General features: G+C 59.6%; 16 protein-coding genes. 6 read left to right on the top strand and 10 right to left on the bottom strand.

All coding sequences use genetic code 11. From position 1 onward, the window contains the following. Positions 1-254: 254 nt before the first annotated feature. Together GSF67_RS19490 and GSF67_RS19495 are read left to right on the top strand one after the other, a co-directional pair. Entirely contained in the window at positions 255-1,307 is a 1,053-nt protein-coding gene (locus tag GSF67_RS19490; protein ID WP_035215556.1) for an aldo/keto reductase, read from the top strand. A 191-nt stretch (positions 1,308-1,498) separates the two neighbouring features. After that, positions 1,499-2,248: a GntR family transcriptional regulator gene (locus GSF67_RS19495; protein WP_006313401.1), complete on the top strand. Its 750-nt coding sequence runs from the start codon at positions 1,499-1,501 to the stop codon at positions 2,246-2,248. 29 nt (positions 2,249-2,277) lie between these two features. Here the strand turns inward: GSF67_RS19495 and GSF67_RS19500 are convergent, their stop codons facing one another. Beyond that, positions 2,278-2,607: an L-rhamnose mutarotase gene (locus GSF67_RS19500; RefSeq protein ID WP_006313402.1), complete on the bottom strand. Its 330-nt coding sequence runs from the start codon at positions 2,605-2,607 to the stop codon at positions 2,278-2,280. Positions 2,608-2,617: 10 nt separating this feature from the next. After that, entirely contained in the window at positions 2,618-3,364 is a 747-nt protein-coding gene (locus GSF67_RS19505) for an SDR family NAD(P)-dependent oxidoreductase (protein ID WP_006313403.1), read from the bottom strand. A gap of 267 nt (positions 3,365-3,631) precedes the next feature. Between GSF67_RS19505 and GSF67_RS19510 the strand changes: the two genes are divergently transcribed. Continuing rightward, entirely contained in the window at positions 3,632-4,039 is a 408-nt protein-coding gene (locus GSF67_RS19510) for a low affinity iron permease family protein (RefSeq protein ID WP_006313404.1), read from the top strand. Positions 4,040-4,220: 181 nt separating this feature from the next. Here GSF67_RS19510 and GSF67_RS19515 read toward each other — a convergent pair whose 3' ends face one another. Continuing rightward, positions 4,221-4,865: a hydrolase gene (locus tag GSF67_RS19515; RefSeq protein WP_006313405.1), complete on the bottom strand. Its 645-nt coding sequence runs from the start codon at positions 4,863-4,865 to the stop codon at positions 4,221-4,223. A 154-nt stretch (positions 4,866-5,019) separates the two neighbouring features. On the opposite strand from GSF67_RS19515, the gene GSF67_RS19520 reads away from it, so the two are divergent. Continuing rightward, entirely contained in the window at positions 5,020-5,913 is an 894-nt protein-coding gene (locus tag GSF67_RS19520) for a LysR family transcriptional regulator (protein WP_006313406.1), read from the top strand. Between the two features lie 109 nt (positions 5,914-6,022). Here GSF67_RS19520 and GSF67_RS19525 read toward each other — a convergent pair whose 3' ends face one another. Then, a complete protein-coding gene (locus tag GSF67_RS19525) occupies positions 6,023-6,889 on the bottom strand; it encodes an aldo/keto reductase family oxidoreductase (protein ID WP_006313407.1) in 867 nt (288 codons plus the stop codon). Between the two features lie 124 nt (positions 6,890-7,013). Between GSF67_RS19525 and GSF67_RS19530 the strand changes: the two genes are divergently transcribed. Beyond that, positions 7,014-7,919 carry a LysR family transcriptional regulator gene (locus tag GSF67_RS19530; RefSeq protein ID WP_006313408.1) on the top strand — a complete coding sequence of 302 codons (906 nt, stop codon included), beginning with the start codon at positions 7,014-7,016 and terminating at the stop codon, positions 7,917-7,919. Positions 7,920-7,986: 67 nt separating this feature from the next. Here GSF67_RS19530 and GSF67_RS19535 read toward each other — a convergent pair whose 3' ends face one another. Beyond that, positions 7,987-8,445, bottom strand: a complete 459-nt coding sequence (locus tag GSF67_RS19535; protein ID WP_006313409.1) for an Lrp/AsnC family transcriptional regulator — start codon at positions 8,443-8,445, stop codon at positions 7,987-7,989. 123 nt (positions 8,446-8,568) lie between these two features. Between GSF67_RS19535 and GSF67_RS19540 the strand changes: the two genes are divergently transcribed. Next, positions 8,569-9,852 carry a cystathionine gamma-synthase family protein gene (locus tag GSF67_RS19540; RefSeq protein ID WP_006313410.1) on the top strand — a complete coding sequence of 428 codons (1,284 nt, stop codon included), beginning with the start codon at positions 8,569-8,571 and terminating at the stop codon, positions 9,850-9,852. Between the two features lie 93 nt (positions 9,853-9,945). Here GSF67_RS19540 and GSF67_RS19545 read toward each other — a convergent pair whose 3' ends face one another. From GSF67_RS19545 to GSF67_RS19565, 5 genes are all read right to left on the bottom strand, one after another. Next, positions 9,946-10,893: an MYG1 family protein gene (locus tag GSF67_RS19545; protein WP_006313411.1), complete on the bottom strand. Its 948-nt coding sequence runs from the start codon at positions 10,891-10,893 to the stop codon at positions 9,946-9,948. A gap of 240 nt (positions 10,894-11,133) precedes the next feature. Beyond that, on the bottom strand, positions 11,134-12,342 hold the full coding sequence (locus tag GSF67_RS19550; RefSeq protein ID WP_006313412.1) for an MFS transporter: 1,209 nt from the start codon (positions 12,340-12,342) through the stop codon (positions 11,134-11,136). Positions 12,343-12,608: 266 nt separating this feature from the next. After that, the gene (gene hutH / locus GSF67_RS19555) at positions 12,609-14,111 is read right to left on the bottom strand and encodes a histidine ammonia-lyase (protein WP_006313414.1); all 1,503 of its coding nucleotides are present in this window, start codon (positions 14,109-14,111) and stop codon (positions 12,609-12,611) included. Then, positions 14,104-14,937: a glycine betaine/L-proline ABC transporter ATP-binding protein gene (locus GSF67_RS19560; protein WP_006313415.1), complete on the bottom strand. Its 834-nt coding sequence runs from the start codon at positions 14,935-14,937 to the stop codon at positions 14,104-14,106. The genes hutH and GSF67_RS19560 overlap by 8 nt, the downstream gene beginning before the upstream one ends. Beyond that, positions 14,930-15,787: a proline/glycine betaine ABC transporter permease gene (locus tag GSF67_RS19565; protein ID WP_006313416.1), complete on the bottom strand. Its 858-nt coding sequence runs from the start codon at positions 15,785-15,787 to the stop codon at positions 14,930-14,932. The genes GSF67_RS19560 and GSF67_RS19565 overlap by 8 nt, the downstream gene beginning before the upstream one ends. Between the last annotated feature and the right edge of the window lie 63 nt (positions 15,788-15,850).

Raw genomic sequence — 15,850 nt, forward strand, 5'->3', positions numbered from 1 at the left:
TTGTTTGCTGTATATTGGAATACTAGTATAATGCATCGTGGTCAAGGGACTTGAAGAGGGTTTGATTGCGAGCACTTCAGGCAAATGGAAGTTGGGCTCCGCATCTCAAAATGTGCGAAACCATGAGAGCGAAATTTGCGCCTGAGGACGGCTCAATCCGTCCGGGGGCTTGCTGGAACCGTTCTTAATGAAGTACCACCCAACAATCTTGATCGATCATTATATTAGTGTAATTGTCGGCGAATGCACGGGAGATTGCGATGCGGGCAGGAGATAAAAGACGTCTGGGAACTACAAATCTGTCGGTAACGGCGCTCAGCATGGGCTGCGCGTCGCTTGGCGGGCTTTATACGCCGGTGAGCGCCGCCGATGCGCTGGCGACGCTTCAGGCGGCATGGGATAGCGGCATCCGTTATTTCGACGTGGCGCCGATGTACGGTCTTACCCGGGCGGAGCATCTGCTCGGGCAGTTTTTGCGCGAAGAACCGCAGTGCCATGAAGCCGTCGTCAGCACCAAGGTCGGCAGGCTTTTCAGCAATGACCGTCCGGGTCACCGCCTGCCGCCGGAGCCGCCGAAAAACCCGTTGGATCCGGGCTGGCAAAACGGGCTACCGTTTCGCGAGACCTTTAATTACAGCTATGACGGCATCATGCGCAGCTTCGACGACAGCCAGCAGCGCATGGGCACCAACAGGCTGGATATTCTCTTCATACATGACATCGGCGTCCTCATTCATGGTGAAAGAAATGCCGCGCTCTGGCGGCAATTGACGTCGGGCGGCTTCAGGGCACTCGGCGAGTTGCGTGAGGCCGGCCTGATCGGCGGTTTCGGGCTGGGGGTCAACGAGGCAGAGGCGATCGCCGCCGCCATGGATGAGGTTCATCTCGATTGCTGCCTGCTGGCCGGCCGGCACAGCCTGCTGGAACAGGATGCGGTGCCGTTGCTGGACCGCGCCCATCGGCAGGGCACGGCCATCGTCATTGGTGGCGTATTCAATTCCGGCATTCTTGCCACGGGCACGGCTTCTAACGCCAAGTTCAATTACAAGGATGCGCCCGCCGAGATCGTACGGCGCACGGAGGAGCTGGCGCGGATCTGCGCCGCCTTTGACATGCCGCTGGGAGCTGCGGCGGTGCAGTTCCCGCTGTTTCATCCCGCGGTCGCTTCGGTCCTGGTGGGAGCCAAACGTCCCGATAAGCTGCTGCAATCGGTCGGATGGTTCGAGACGAACATACCGGAAGAATTGTGGCAGGCCTTACAGGAAAAGGGCCTGCTGGCGCCGATGCCGGTTTTGATGGAGACGTGAGGATCATCAACGCCAGCAATCGTAACCGAACTGCGCGGGACCGAGGGTAGTGGCGAAAATCGACGGCCCCCATTATTTGCCTCTTTCATGAACGACCTGCTTGGAAATCATGGGAGAGGTTGGTTGCGGGCGTGAAACCGGCTAAAGAATTTTTTACCGGTGAGTCCGGTTTTTGATGGGAGACGACGGACGTGTCAAAACAAGAGGCGAATGCGGGCCATTCCTTGCAGGACAAATCCGATTTGACCGGGTTTCTCAATGGCGTGACCATCACGCGGAACATGCCGCTTCGCGACCAGATCTATCAGCTCGTTCGCCGCGCCATCGTAACCGGCAGGCTCGCGCCCGGTTCGCCGGTCAATGAAATAGAGATCGCCGAGCGTCTCGGGACGTCGCGGACGCCGGTGCGCGAGGCCGTCAAACGTGTTGAAGATGAAGGGCTGATCGATGTCCGCGCCCAGGCTGGAACCTTCGTGACCCGCATCAGCCGCAGGCAGGTGCAGGAAGCCTATATCATCCGCATCGCGCTGGAGCGGGAAAGCGTTCGCCATGCGGCGCAAACCATCACGGCGGATGGAGTGCAGCGCCTGCGCGACATTATCGATCTCCACGCCCTTGCGGTCAAAAGAAGCCGCTTCGAGGATGCGATCGATCACGATGACGCTTTTCACAGGGTCATTGCCGAGGTCAATGGTTATTCCATGCTGTGGCGTGTGGTGGACATTACCAAGGCACAGATGGATCGCTGCCGCCTTCTGTCGCTGCCTTCGCCGGGAGCCGGTGAAACGACGATCGAGCAGCACGGCGCCATTGTTGACGCTTTGGAGGCGCATGACTTGGAAGCGGCCGAAAGGGCGATCAAGGAGCATCTGGAGACGTCGCTCAGCAATACGCTGAAACTGCTCGGCAGTATCGAAGCCAGCGGATTGGCCGGCATTTGAAACGCGTTTGAAGAGGACGACAGGCGCAGTCACTGCATGTGGAAGACTTCGGTCATCTGCGCCCACCATTCTTCCGGCCGGCGCGTCGGGAAGGGCAATTGCAGGGGTTCGCAGATTGCCCACCATTGCCGCATCCGCTCGCCCTTGGCCATCTCCGCCATATCGGCGGAGAAATCATCTCCCGTATATTCCCAGTAGCCGAAGAGCAGGTTTTCCGGCTCTTTCAGAAAAATCGAATAATTGGTGATATTGGCGCGGGCGATGGCGTCGAGCACCTCCGGCCACACATTGGCGTGCAACCTTTTATATTCCTCGACCGTACCGGGCCTGAGGTTAAGGCAAAATCCCATGCGCGGCATCGAACGCTCCTCAATAGGTCGTCCGGCCACCGGAAAGGTCGAAAACCGAGGCGGTAGTGAAGCTGTTTTCACGGCTCACCAGCCATGCGACCATTGCCGCAGCCTCTTCGACTTCCAGAAAACGGCCACGCGGAATACGTGTCAGCATGTAATCGATAAATTCCGGTGTCAGAGTTTCGAGGATCCGTGTGCGCGCCGTCGCCGGCGTGATCGCGTTAACGGCAATATCGTGTGCCGCGAGTTCCTTGCCGAGTGATTTGGTCAAGCCGATCACGCCCGCCTTGGCTGCGGAATAGGCTGAGAGCTTGGGATTGCCCTCTTTGCCGGCAACCGAGGAGATATTGACGATCCTGCCATAATTCCTGGCCTTCATGGAGGGGATCACGGTCTTGTTGACATAAAAGGTGCCGTTCAGATTAATCTCGACGACGCGCCGCCATTCCTCGATGTCATAATCCTCAAGGGTCGCATTGCTGCCCGCAATTCCGGCGGAATTGACGAGGATCGACACCGGTCCGGTCTCGGCTTCGACCTCGGCGTGAACGCGGGCGAGGCCGGCAAAATCGGTGACATCAACAACCTTGCCGCTGGCGCCCTCTCCAAGCACGCCGCAGGCCTGCTCAATCGCCGTCTCGCTCATATCCCAAAGGCTGACTTTCGCGCCGGATTCAATAAGCCGCCTTGCGATGGCAAGGCCAATTCCCTGTGCACCGCCGGTCACCACCGCCGCCTGTCCGTCGAGATCAATCCTGTTCATGTCATTCCTCCGTCTGACTTTTGGATAACTATTATACTAGTATTTTGATTCCAGAAAGAGGAAATCGCAGTCCCACGCACACAGGTGATCGGAGAGGGTTTTGTCTGGCATGATGTGGAAATGGCTGAGGTATCTGTCTGGAGCAACGTGGGTGTCTCCGACGCAGCATAAGGTCCATTCGGAACCATCATTCTTTTTCTTTGTTAGTGCATTAGCGTTCTAAAAAAGCTTTTGATCGGTATCCGGGCTGAGGGGATACGGTGTGTCATGAACAAGGTCTTCACTCGCTTCGCAACCGGCATAGCGTCCTTTTCCGGCTCTCCGACTGCTTTCGTCGTGGCGCTTGGCACTGTCCTCGTCTGGGGGATCAGCGGACCGTTATTCGGGTTTTCGGAGGTCTGGCAACTGGTCATCAATACCGGTACGACCATCGTTACCTTTCTCATGATTTTTCTCGTGCAGAACTCACAGAACCGGGATTCTGCGGCGATGGAAGCAAAGCTGGACGAATTGTTGCGGGCGGTGGAGGAAGCGCGGAGTGATTTCATCGGGATCGAGCATCTCACCGAAGAGGAAATCGAGGACATCCGCGCACGGCTGGAAAGAGATAGCGGACCGGAAAGTGGCAAGCCTTCCCCGCATCACGCGATGGCTCGATTGCTTTCCCGGCGTTAAGCCGCGGCAGTAACCTGGGTTAGGCTATAAGGGTATCCGGGGGACCGGGTTGATTTAGGCGGCTGCTTTCATGATTGCCTTGGTCCATCACCCCTTGCCTGGGGGCGTGCGGCATGAAGGCGGTAAGGGCCGATAATGACGGTTCCGGTCCTCACCGAAATTTTTGCCATACTGGCTGGGATCAGCCAGCCACTGTCGTGTTGAGAAGCTGCTGCTCCCAAAGATAGGCGATGCCGCTGCCGCCGAAGTGCTGGATGAGAATCTCGGTCAGCGCCTCGACATGCTCCGTGCGTGCCCAATCACGTTGCCATTCGCCGGCGAGTCCCATTACGGTCATGACATTCGCGCCGGCCGTGATCATTCGCTGGATGGCAACTTCATGAGATTCCTTCGAAATTCCGCCCGACGCGTCGGTGATCACGGTCACGTCCCAGCCTTCGCCGGCGGCCTGGATCACAGGCATTGCGACGCAAACCTCGGTCCAAAGGCCGGCGATGATCAGCTGCTTGCGGCGGGTCTCCTTGACGGCGTTCACCACATTCTCGTCCTGCCAGGTGTTCACCCAGGTGCGATCAATGACGTCCTGATCCGGAAATACGTCGGTGATATGCTTGAAGAGAAGTCCACCACGCGCCGCGATCACGCTGGTGAGAATGGTCGGAACGTCGAAGGCTTTTGCCAGCTTCGCCAGCGCGGTCGTGTTGTTGACCACCATGTGCGGATCGTGGCTGTTGAGATTTGCGAGCTGGTAGGGCTGATGGTCGATCAGAACGAGGACCGAATCTTCGGGACGAAGAAGAGAATCGAGGCCGTTACGAAGGGTCATCAAGACTTCCTTTCTCTGCCGCCATGGACGGCGATGGGTTCGAGAGAGACACGCGCCAGCGGGCGGCGTTGCCTGGAAGCAATTTGCTGTTCCTTTTGGCGGTGAGATAGTGCCACAATCTGGCAAACTGTGTCGCGAAACGAGGAACGCTGGAATGGACATCGAAGATCTACGGACATTTGTCGCAGTAGCCGACGCCGGTGGCGTCTCGGCCGCAGCGCGCCGGCTCGGCATCTCCAAGTCAATCGTCAGCCGTCGGCTCTTTCGGATAGAAGCGGAGCTTGGCGTCCAGCTTCTCGCTCGGACAACGCGCGGTGCCGCGCTCACGGAGGCGGGGATCACCTTCAGGGACCATGCCGCTCGGGCCAGCGCCGAGATCGATACAGCCCGGGAAACGATTCTCCCCGCCGGCGAGCTGCACGGCCGTTTGAGGATCGCAATGCCACTTACTTTCGGCCCAACGCACTTCGCCCCCGTGCTTGCGGAAATGGCGCATCAGCACCCGCAGCTTCACATCCACACCTCCTATAGCGATCGTTTCGTCGATCTCATCGCTGAGGGTTTTGATTGCGCGATTCGGGGTGCCTATCTTCAGGACTCGAACCTGATCGCGAAGCGCGTCGGGCCGATCCATGGCAAGCTTGTCGCCAGCCCCGCTTATATCAAAGCGCACGGTTCCCCTGACATTGTCGAGCAGCTCGTCAATCATCAGGCTTTGATGCAGGGAACGGAAGCCTGGCAGTTCATGGATGGCGACAGGATCGTCACGGTTCAGCCGCAGGGCAAGTTCAAGGCTGACAGCGCCACGGCGCTTGCCGCAGCGGCGGCTGCAGGTCTCGGCATCGCCTGGCTTCCCGACTGCATCACACATGCATATCTGGCCTCCGGCGCGCTGGTTCCCATCATGACGCGCTATCCGGTCCCTCCGGGCGCCGTCTATGTCGTCCGCCCACCGAGCCAGCATCCCGCTCGCAAAGTACGGGTGCTCACCGAGATGCTGACTGAGTATTTTAAACGGACGCCGGAACTCTGGGGTGTAGACGGCTGAAACGCGTACGGAGGAAGCTTCGGCAAGAACCTGCATGGTGGGATGCATCGGCTTGAAGGCCAACTCCGGTCACGGTGTCAGATGCTCTTTTCCCGAAACTGTGGAGAATTCATCCGCCGATCGCCGCAAGAGCGGTCATGGCACTGTCCGGAAGATCAAGAGATGCAGCCGCAAGGTTCTGTCGCAGATGCACGCGCGAAGACGTTCCAGGAATAACCAGAATATTGCTGGATCGCTTCAGGAGCCAGGCGAGAGCCACCTGCAGCGGCGACGCGTCCATTTGCGTAGCGACGTCTGAGAGCACTGTCGATTGCAGCGGAGAAAAGCCACCGAGCGGGAAGAATGGAACATAGGCGATGCCCTGTGCTGCGAGCGTGTCTATCAGGGCATCGTCCTGTCGATGCGCCAGATTATATTGGTTCTGCACGCAGACGATCTCCACGATTTCACCGGCTTCCGTGATCTGTCGCGGCGTCACGTTCGATACACCGATATGCCGGATCAACCCCTGCCGTTGCAGGTCTGCCAGAACTTCAAGCGGTGCAGCGAGCGATCCCTCGGCAGGGCCGTGAACGTCGAACATGGCCCGGAGATTGACGACATCGAGTACCTCCTTACCCAGATTGCGAAGATTGTCGTGAACTGCCTGGGTGAGCTCTTCCTTCGAGAAAGCCGCATTCCAGGAGGCATCCTCACCCCGGGTCGCACCAACCTTTGTGACGATAAGAAGGTCATCCGCATAGGGATGCAGTGCCTCGCGAATAATCTGATTGGTAATATGGGGGCCGTAGAAATCGCTCGTATCAATATGATTGACGCCGCTATCCACGGCTTCCCGAAGTACCGCGATCGCTTCCTCGCGATCTTTCGGAGGGCCGAAGACGCCTTTACCGGCTAACTGCATCGCGCCATAGCCCAGCCGCCTGATATTGCGGCCTGCAAGGTGAAAAGTTCCAGACTGGTCGAGTGTCGACATTTGAGCTTTCTCCGCTGTGTCTGTCCCCACTATAGAGGCGATGTCATTGGAGTCACAATTCGCTATAGTCAGAACAGCCTGTCCGTCATTCCGGACAATATAGACGCCGCAGAGGGATACAGTCATGCCGGACTTCAACGATATCGGCGCATTCCTGCTGGTCGCCCGCGCCAGTGGTTTCCGCCAGGCTGCCCGTGCGAGTGGTATGAGTTCGTCGGCGCTGAGCGATGCGATCAAGCGTCTTGAAAACGAACTCGGGGTGCGCCTGCTGAACCGCACGACCCGCAGCGTTCTGCCAACCGAAGCCGGCGCGGAACTGCTTCGCCGGGTGGATCCCGCCTTTGCCGAAATCCGCTCGGCGCTCGACCAGATAAGTGGCGACCGGGACCAGGTGGCCGGCTCGCTGAAGCTCAACGTTCCCGTCAGTGCCGCCCGGCTGGTTCTGCCTGACATCGTTCCGCCTTTTCTGGCAGCCTATCCGGATATCCGCCTGGAAATCCTCACCGACGAAAATTTTGTCGACATCATTTCCGCCGGCTGCGACGCCGGTATCCGCTATGATGAGCGGCTTGAACAGGACATGATTGCCGTGCCGATTGGTCCGCGCGCACAGCGCTTCGCGCTTGCCGCAGCACCGGGCTACATTGCAGCGCGAGGGCGCCCCACCCATCCGCGGGAACTCCTTGAGCATGCATGCATCCGGGGTCGTTTCGCCAGCCGGGCAATCCCCCCGTGGGAATTCGAGCGGGACGGCGAGACGATGATCATCGATCCGCCGGGCCAGCTTCTCGTGCAATCTGGCGGAGGCACGGATCTCGGCGTCAGCGCCGCCATTGCGGGCATGGGTGTCATCTATCTCTTCGAAGATTGGCTGGAACCGCATCTGGCGAGCGGCGCACTTGAGCCATTGCTGGAGCCCTGGTGGCTGAGCTTTTCGGGGCCCTATCTCTATTACCCCGGTCGCCGCCTGGTGCCCGCACCTCTTCGCGCCTTCATTGATTTCGTCAAAGGCGGAAGAAAGGTAGAATAGGGATCGGTCCGACAGCCGAAGTTCCGCATTTCACATTGCTCCACCCGGAGCGCCAGGATCGGAGTAATCAGATGCGACGCGCCTTGATCGTGTTCATTACGAAGCTGGTCTCAATGGTGTCGACGCATTTCAGCTTTGCGATCTTTTCCTTGATGAAACGCTCGTAATCATCCAGCCCGCCGCACATGATCTTGAGCATGTAATCCCTCGAACCCGTGACCAGATGACATTCGAGAACCTCCGCCCAGTCAAGAACGGCCGCCTCAAACATCCGGATTTCGTCATCGTGCTGACGGCTGAGGCGGACGGACGCGAGAGCCGTCATCGTCCATCCCTCGAACGCCGGATCGATGATGGCGGAGTAACCCTTGATAACGCCCAGTTCCTCCAGCCGCCGAAGCCGTCGCAAACATGCCGATGCTGACAGCCCGACCCGCTCGGCGAGTTCGTTGTTCGTGATTCTCGCGTCAGCTGACAATTCTCTCAGTATCCGCCTGTCGATCGGATCCGCAATTTTCTGCGACATAAACGTTCATTCTCCGCAATATCTTGCTTCAAGAGACATTTCCACGCTCCAGAATGCAAGATATTTTGGTTCCATCGCGTGTAACCTGCAACCAGTTCAACGCCAGCTGAGGGATCATCGGAAATGACCGCGCCGCATCCGTCCAAAACCCATATCGGCAACCACGCCCTCCATCCTGAAACCCAGATGCTCAATTACGGGTATGATCCGGAATTGTCGGAGGGTGCCGTCAAGCCCCCGGTATTCCTGACGTCGACCTTCGTCTTCAAATCGGCAGAGGACGGGCGTGACTTCTTCGACTACGTTTCCGGCCGCAAGGAGCCGCCGGCGGGCAAGGGTGCGGGTCTCGTTTACTCCCGTTTCAACCACCCCAACAGCGAAATTGTCGAGGATCGCCTTGCCGTTTACGAACGTACGGAGAGTTGTGCGCTTTTCTCGTCCGGCATGTCCGCCATTTCAACGACGCTTTTCGCCTTCGTCCGGCCCGGTGACACCGTGCTCCATTCCCAGCCGCTGTATGGCGGCACTGAGACGCTGCTGGCAAAGACCTTCCATAATTTTGGCGTCTCGGCGGTGGGTTTTGCCGACGGTGTCAGCGAGGCATCGGTGATGGCCGCCGCAGAGACCGCGATGGCGAAGGGCAGGGTGTCGGTCATTCTGATCGAAACGCCGGCCAACCCGACAAATAGCATTGTCGATGTTGCGATGATGAGGCGTGTCGCTGACGTGATCGGCGAAAAACAAGGCCACAGACCGATCATCGCCTGCGACAACACCCTTCTCGGCCCAGTTTTCCAGCAGCCCATCGAGCACGGCGCCGATATTTCGCTCTATTCGCTCACGAAATACGTCGGCGGGCATTCCGACCTCATCGCCGGGGCGGCGCTCGGGCGGAAGGATGTCATGAAGCAGGTGAAGGCGCTGCGCGGAGCAATCGGCACGCAGCTCGATCCGCACTCCTGCTGGATGCTCGGACGTTCCCTCGAGACGCTGCAAATCCGAATGGAGCGGGCAAACAGCAACGCGAAAATTGTTGCGGAATTCCTGAAAGCGCATCCGAAGGTCGAGAAAATTCACTATTTGCCGTTCAGCGATCCGGCATCCGCAGTCGGCAAGGTGTTTGCCGCTCAATGCTCCGGTGCGGGATCGACCTTCTCGTTCGACATTGTTGGCGGGCAGCCGGCGTCTTTCAAATTCCTCAATGCGCTGACCATATTCAAACTTGCCGTGAGCCTCGGCGGTACGGAATCCCTCGCGTCTCACCCCGCAACGATGACGCATTCAGGCGTTCCCGCCGATGTTCGCCAGCGCATTGGTGTACTTGATTCCACGATCCGCCTGTCGATCGGCATCGAACATCCCGATGATCTTATCGCCGACCTGACCCTTGCTTTGGACATGTCCTGACCGCGGCCCTGAGCGCGCCTGCCACAAGGGTGTGAAACGGTCGCCATCCGCCTGAAAAGAACCGGACGGCAACCGTTTAGCTTGTGCACAATGTTATTGCTTCGCCGCTGTTGTTTGCGCGGAGGCGAGAGCCTCTTTCACTGCCAGTTCCGCCATGGCCAAAATCGCGTCGCGGGTTTTGGCTGCGGCGATAAAGCGGCCATTGTGGCAGAAGCTCGCGCCTTCGACGCCACAAACCGCTTCCAACTCTTTGCCCGTCAGGCCGGCCCAGGCCGCTGGCAGGTCGGCTCGCAGTTCAAAACCTTCATCCGCGCGGCGGATGCCAGTAAGGCACCAATCGTTGTCCCGGGGATGGACGACAAAGAGCAGGTGGTCGGCGCCGGCTTTTACGATGGCGGACCGAAATGGCATGCCCATCGGCAGCTCAAGGATATGCCCTTCGCCAGTATCGGCGATCGCCTTCTGCACCAGTGCTTCGGCGCGCAATTTGGCAGCGCCTGTGGCCAGTTTCGCCTCGACGAAGCTGCGCGCGACTGCCAGCGCGGCTATAAAACCGCGATCATCCGCTTCGGGATCGGTGTCGTCGAAGACAGGCTTTAAAGTCTCCAGCAGGACGGGCAGCGTGAGCCCGGCAAGTGGTCCGGCAATGGAGGGGCTGAGGGCGCCGTTATCGACCAGATCCACCGGCAATACAAATCCTGCATCGAAAGACGCGTGCAGAGTTTCGATATGGTCGTCAGGAATGCCTGATGTGGCAAGGTAGTCGCGTCCGAAATGCTTCCAGATCAGGCCGAACGAACTATAGGGCTGGCCGTCCTCGCGCAGCGGCGCACCACGCTGATGGTGATCGAAAATGCATTTTTCGGCGTCATAAGCGCCGCCCACGTCGTAGATGATGCGGTCTGCACCAGGCGTTATCCATTCGGGGGCTCTGCTGCGGACGAGCCGGGCCTGCGGAAAAAGCCGTGTCAACACGACGCTGGACAGCAGTTCGTCGGCGTGAAAGCCGCCGGAATGGGTGACGAGGAAGTCGGGGGTCATGTCAGGATATACCTTGTTGCTTGCCGAAGGTCCGGCGAGGACCGGAGCACCTGATACCCTCTGCTGGACACCATCTCAAGCCGGCAGTCTCACCTCGACATCCTTGCGGGAGAAAAAAGCAGCGGCTGGGCGATAGAATGTCGTTCGCCTGCCGTGATGGCGCGAGAATATCCTGAATTCTCGCGCCATCACGGCAGGCGTTGGACACTGTTCATTTCATTGGCGATCATCGCCGGGAGATCAGCGGCGCCGCTGCACCAATACAAGGGCAAGCGTTGCTGCAGCCAGCACTGCGGTCAGGGACAGTGGGGCGGTGGCGCCGTAATAATCAACGATGTAACCACCGAAAACTGCACCAATACTGATGGCTACCTGAAAAGACACCACCATCAGGCTGCCTGCCGCTTCAAGTGCATCCGGCGCGCCGCGAGACAGGTTCGTCGGCAGGACCACTGGCGCCATGCCGAAGGCAAAACCCCAGAGTGCGACGAGCGCAAAAGCGGCACTGGTATGCGCGCCCCAGAACACCAGGAAGAGCGCGGCAAATCCCATCAGAGCGGCAGTGACTGCGAGCGCCAGGCGAATGCTGTTGTCGGCCATCCGGCCACCCGCGACATTGCCGAGCACCGAGGCCACGCCGAACCCGAGCAGGGCGAGTGCGATCGGCGTGGTATCGAGATGTGTGACCTGTTCGAGGAACGGACGGACATAGACGGAGCCGGCGAAATGGCCCGTCATCAGCAGCAGGATGGCAAGCATCCCAAGCTGAACGCTCGGCCGCCGCGTCAGCCGGAAAACATCGGCGAGACTGTTGCTTGTGCTTGCCGGCAGCGTTGGCAGGCTCAGAATCTGCAGCAGCATGGCAATGGCGGCAAGTCCCGCCGTCATCGACATGGCGACCCGCCATCCCACCCAGTCGCTGATCAACGCCCCCATGGAAGGCGCCGCTATCGTGGCGAGCGAGACACCGAGGGTGACGATGGCCATGCCGCGCCCGGTTGCGTTCGCCCCGACGAGCCGCGCCACAACCGCAACCGAGAGCGCCCAGAAACCGCTCAGCGCGATCCCAAGTCCTGCCCGACCGACCAGCAACAGCCAGAAATCGGTCGCGAATGATGCAAGGATATTGGAGCCGATTGCCAGCGCGCTAAGACCGACAAGCACGGTTTTGCGGTTCAATTTGCCGATGAGAACGTTACTGAACAGCGCCGTCACGGCGCCTACCGAGGCCGTGGCCGTGACGACCTGCCCCGCCGTTCCCTCGGTAATTCCAAGATCGCGCGCCATGGGCGTCAGAAGGCCCGCCGGCAGGAACTCGGCCGATACGAGTGCAAAGCTGGTGGCCGCCATCGAAAGGACCGCGAACCATGTCGCTGCGGTCCATGCCGGCTCCTCGGCGGCCTCCAGCACGATCTCTGCCCCGTCGAACTGTGATGTTGTGTCCGTCATGGTGTCTCTCCTTGAGTTGGGAGAGTTTTAGACGAATTTCTCTGGATGATATGTATCTAAAAATCCGAATTTCATGCCCATTCCTCCGAAATTTGTGCAGCGCACATTTTTCGTCAGGGACATCAGATGTTTTTTCACGGTGTGAAGACTGCTTTGCAAAGCGGCCGTCACACTCCCATGGCACGCCCGTTGTCGGGAAGCCTCAAGAAGAATTAGGGGTGTGCCGGTAGAGTATCAGCGAAAGATCGAGGATGCGATGGTCGCCTTCAGGGAAGGCTTTCAATCGCATCCGCTCTTTGCAGCATTTCCTGCACTGCTGCCACCATATCGTTGAGCGGGCGGTCGTCGCGGTAAAACGGCGTCGTCGTCCGGACGCGGTGGTAGAGTACATCGGTGCCGGGCGCGCGGCGGCTCTCATCGGGCTGCATATCGTAAGCCTGTGCCGCGCACATGATCTCGATCGCCAGAATGGTTTCCAGATTGCCGATAATCGACAGCGTCTTGTCGGCAGCGGCGGTGGCGTGCGTCAGTAGATCCTCCTGTAATGCGGAGGTGATGCCGCCAGCGAGGCTGGCGGGAGCGGCGAGGCGGCGGTTTTCCGCGACAAGCGCTGCGGCCGTATACTGGATGATCATGAAACCGGAGCAGACGCCGTCACCATCCGCGAGAAAAGCGGGCAATCTGCTGACAAGCGGATTAACGAGCCGGTCGATACGACGCTCGGAAATCGCGGCGAGTTCGGCGGCCGCCGTTGCCAGCCCATCCATGGCGAGCCCAAGTGCCGCGCCGACGGCGTGGGCCTGGGAATGAACCTCGGGTGCCTGCGGTGTCCCGGCGACGACCGGGTTGTCGGTGACGCTTGCGAGCTCGCGGTTCACGACATCAGCACTCTGCGCCGCGCTGTCGCGCACGGCGCCATGCACCTGCGGCACGGCGCGCAGGCTGAGCGGGTCCTGCGTGCGCGACCCGGCCGACCGGGCGAGAAGCGGGCTTGCCACTAAAAGGCGACGCAGGTTTTCGCCAACGGTCTGGATACCGGGCGAGACGCGCAGCGCCAGCGGCCCGGCGGCGAAGGGATCTGCCTGTGCGCCAAGGTTTTCATAGCTCATGGCTGCCGCCGCATCGGCCCAGTCAAGCAGGCGGCTCGTGCGGGCAAGCGCAAGGCTGGCAAGGCCGGTGGCGCAGGGTGTGCCATTGACGAGGCTTAGGCCTTCTTTCGCTCGCAAAACGATGGGTTCAAGGCCGAGTGCTTCGAGCCCCTGCCGGCCGCTGATCAATTCGCCCTGATGGCGGACCCGGCCTTCGCCGATCAGCACAAGGCCGATGGCCGCGGCATGGGTTAGATAACCCACCGAACCCTTCGAGGGAATGACGGGAAGAATATCGCCATTCAGCAGGGCCAGTAGCGTTTTCACCGTCTCCACCTGCACGCCGGAATAACCATGCGCGAAGTTGTTGATCTGGGCGGCCATGATCGCGCGTGTTTCTTCGCGCCCCAGCGGTTCGCCGACGCCGCAGGAGTGGCTGAGCAGGATATTGCGGGAGAGGGCCTGCTGCTGGGGAATATCCACGATCACATCGCAGAGCGCACCCACACCGGTATTGATGCCATAACCACGCACACGCTTTTCGACGAGCGCATCGACAATGGCGCGCGCCCGGGCGATACGTTGCCAGGCATCATCCGACAGGTAAAGCGTCGCACCCTTTGCGACCGCGGCGATCTGCTGCCAGGTGAGAGGGCGATCGATGGTGACCGTATCAGCCATGCCGGCTTTCTCCCGCCGCACCCGCGCGACGTTCGACGAAACGGGCGACATAGTCGTTTGCGGGGCTGTTGAGAATCTGGTCGGGAGTTCCGACCTGTACCAGCTTGCCGTCCTTCAGGATCGCGATCTGCGCACCGATGCGAAGCGCCTCGTCGAGATCGTGGGTAATGAACACGATGGTCTTGTGCAGGTTCTTCTCAAGCTGCAGCAGCTGGTCCTGCATGTCGGCGCGGATCAATGGGTCGAGCGCCGAAAAGGCCTCATCCATAAGGATGACATCGGTGTCGGCCGCGAGCGCCCGGGCGAGACCGACACGCTGTTTCATACCGCCGGAAAGCTGGTGCGGAAACTTGTCCTCATAGCCGGAAAGGCCGACGGTCTCGATCCATTTCATGCCGATGGGCCGCGCATCCGCCTTGGTCAACCCGCGCACGCGCTGGCCATAAACGACGTTCTGCAACACGGTACGGTGCGGCATCAGGCCGAAATTCTGGAACACCATGCTGACGCGACGGTTGCGGAAATCCCGCAGCTCCTTCGCCTTGAGGGCGAGAACATTGTCTCCGCCGACGAGAATCTCGCCGCTTGTCGGTTCGATCAGGCGGTTGATGTGACGGACGAGCGTCGACTTGCCCGAGCCGGACAGACCCATGATCACAAAAATGCGGCCGGCTTCGATGTCGAGGCTGACATTATCGAGGCCGACACTGCATCCCGTCTTTGCCAGGATTGCACTTTTCTCTGCGCCCTGCTGGGCCATGCTCAGCGCAGCTTTCCAGTTGCCGCCGAATATCTTGGACACGTTGCGGATATGGATATCAGTCATTGCCCATTTCCTTCCGGCTGGATTGGCCAAAACTCTGCGTGATGCGATCGAGCACGATTGCGAGAATAACGATGCCGAGACCTGCTTCGAGGCCCTTGCCGACATCAAGTGTCTGGATGCCGTTCAGCACTTGCTCACCGAGACCGCGCGCGCCGATCATCGAGGCGACGACGACCATGGAGAGTGCCATCATGATCGTCTGGTTGAGACCGGCCATGATGGTCGCTGTGGCAAGCGGCAGTTCGACACCGAAAAGGATCTGTCTCGGGCTACCGCCAAAGGCGGTCGCGGCCTCCACCACTTCCCGGTCCACCTGCCGAATACCGAGATCGGTCAGGCGGATCAGTGGCGGCGCGGCATAAACGATGGTGGCCAGCACGGCCGGGACCTTGCCGAGGCCGAACAGCATGATGGCGGGGATGAGATAGACGAAGCTCGGCATGGTCTGCATGACATCGAGGATCGGCAGGGTGATGCGCCGCGCCCATTCGCTTTTCGCAAGCAGGATGCCGATGGGCACGCCGATGACGATGGAGATGAGGCTGGCAATCAGCATCAGCGCCAGTGTCTGCATCGTCAGGTCCCAGAGACCGAGCGCGCCGACGATGAACAGCATGACGGCGACCATGATGACCAGCGAAATCTTTTTCGCGGCGAACCAGGCGAGCACCAGAAAGACCAGAAAAATGGCCCACCACGGCAGTCCGCGCAGAGCCCATTCCACGAAGAGGATCGCCTGCAGGATCGTCTGCGAGATCGCCTTGAAAACATAGCCGTAGTTCACCACCAGCGAGCGCACGATTTCATTGATTGGGCCGCGGATGGAAATATGGAAAACTTCAGGAAACATCGGTGTAGTCCTCGCGCATGCCGGTCCCTGTTCCCGGAACTGGCCCCTGTCCTGACGGGAAAA

The organism is Agrobacterium sp. CGMCC 11546 (assembly GCF_013365515.1).
Classification (GTDB): Bacteria; Pseudomonadota; Alphaproteobacteria; order Rhizobiales; family Rhizobiaceae; genus Agrobacterium; species Agrobacterium fabrum.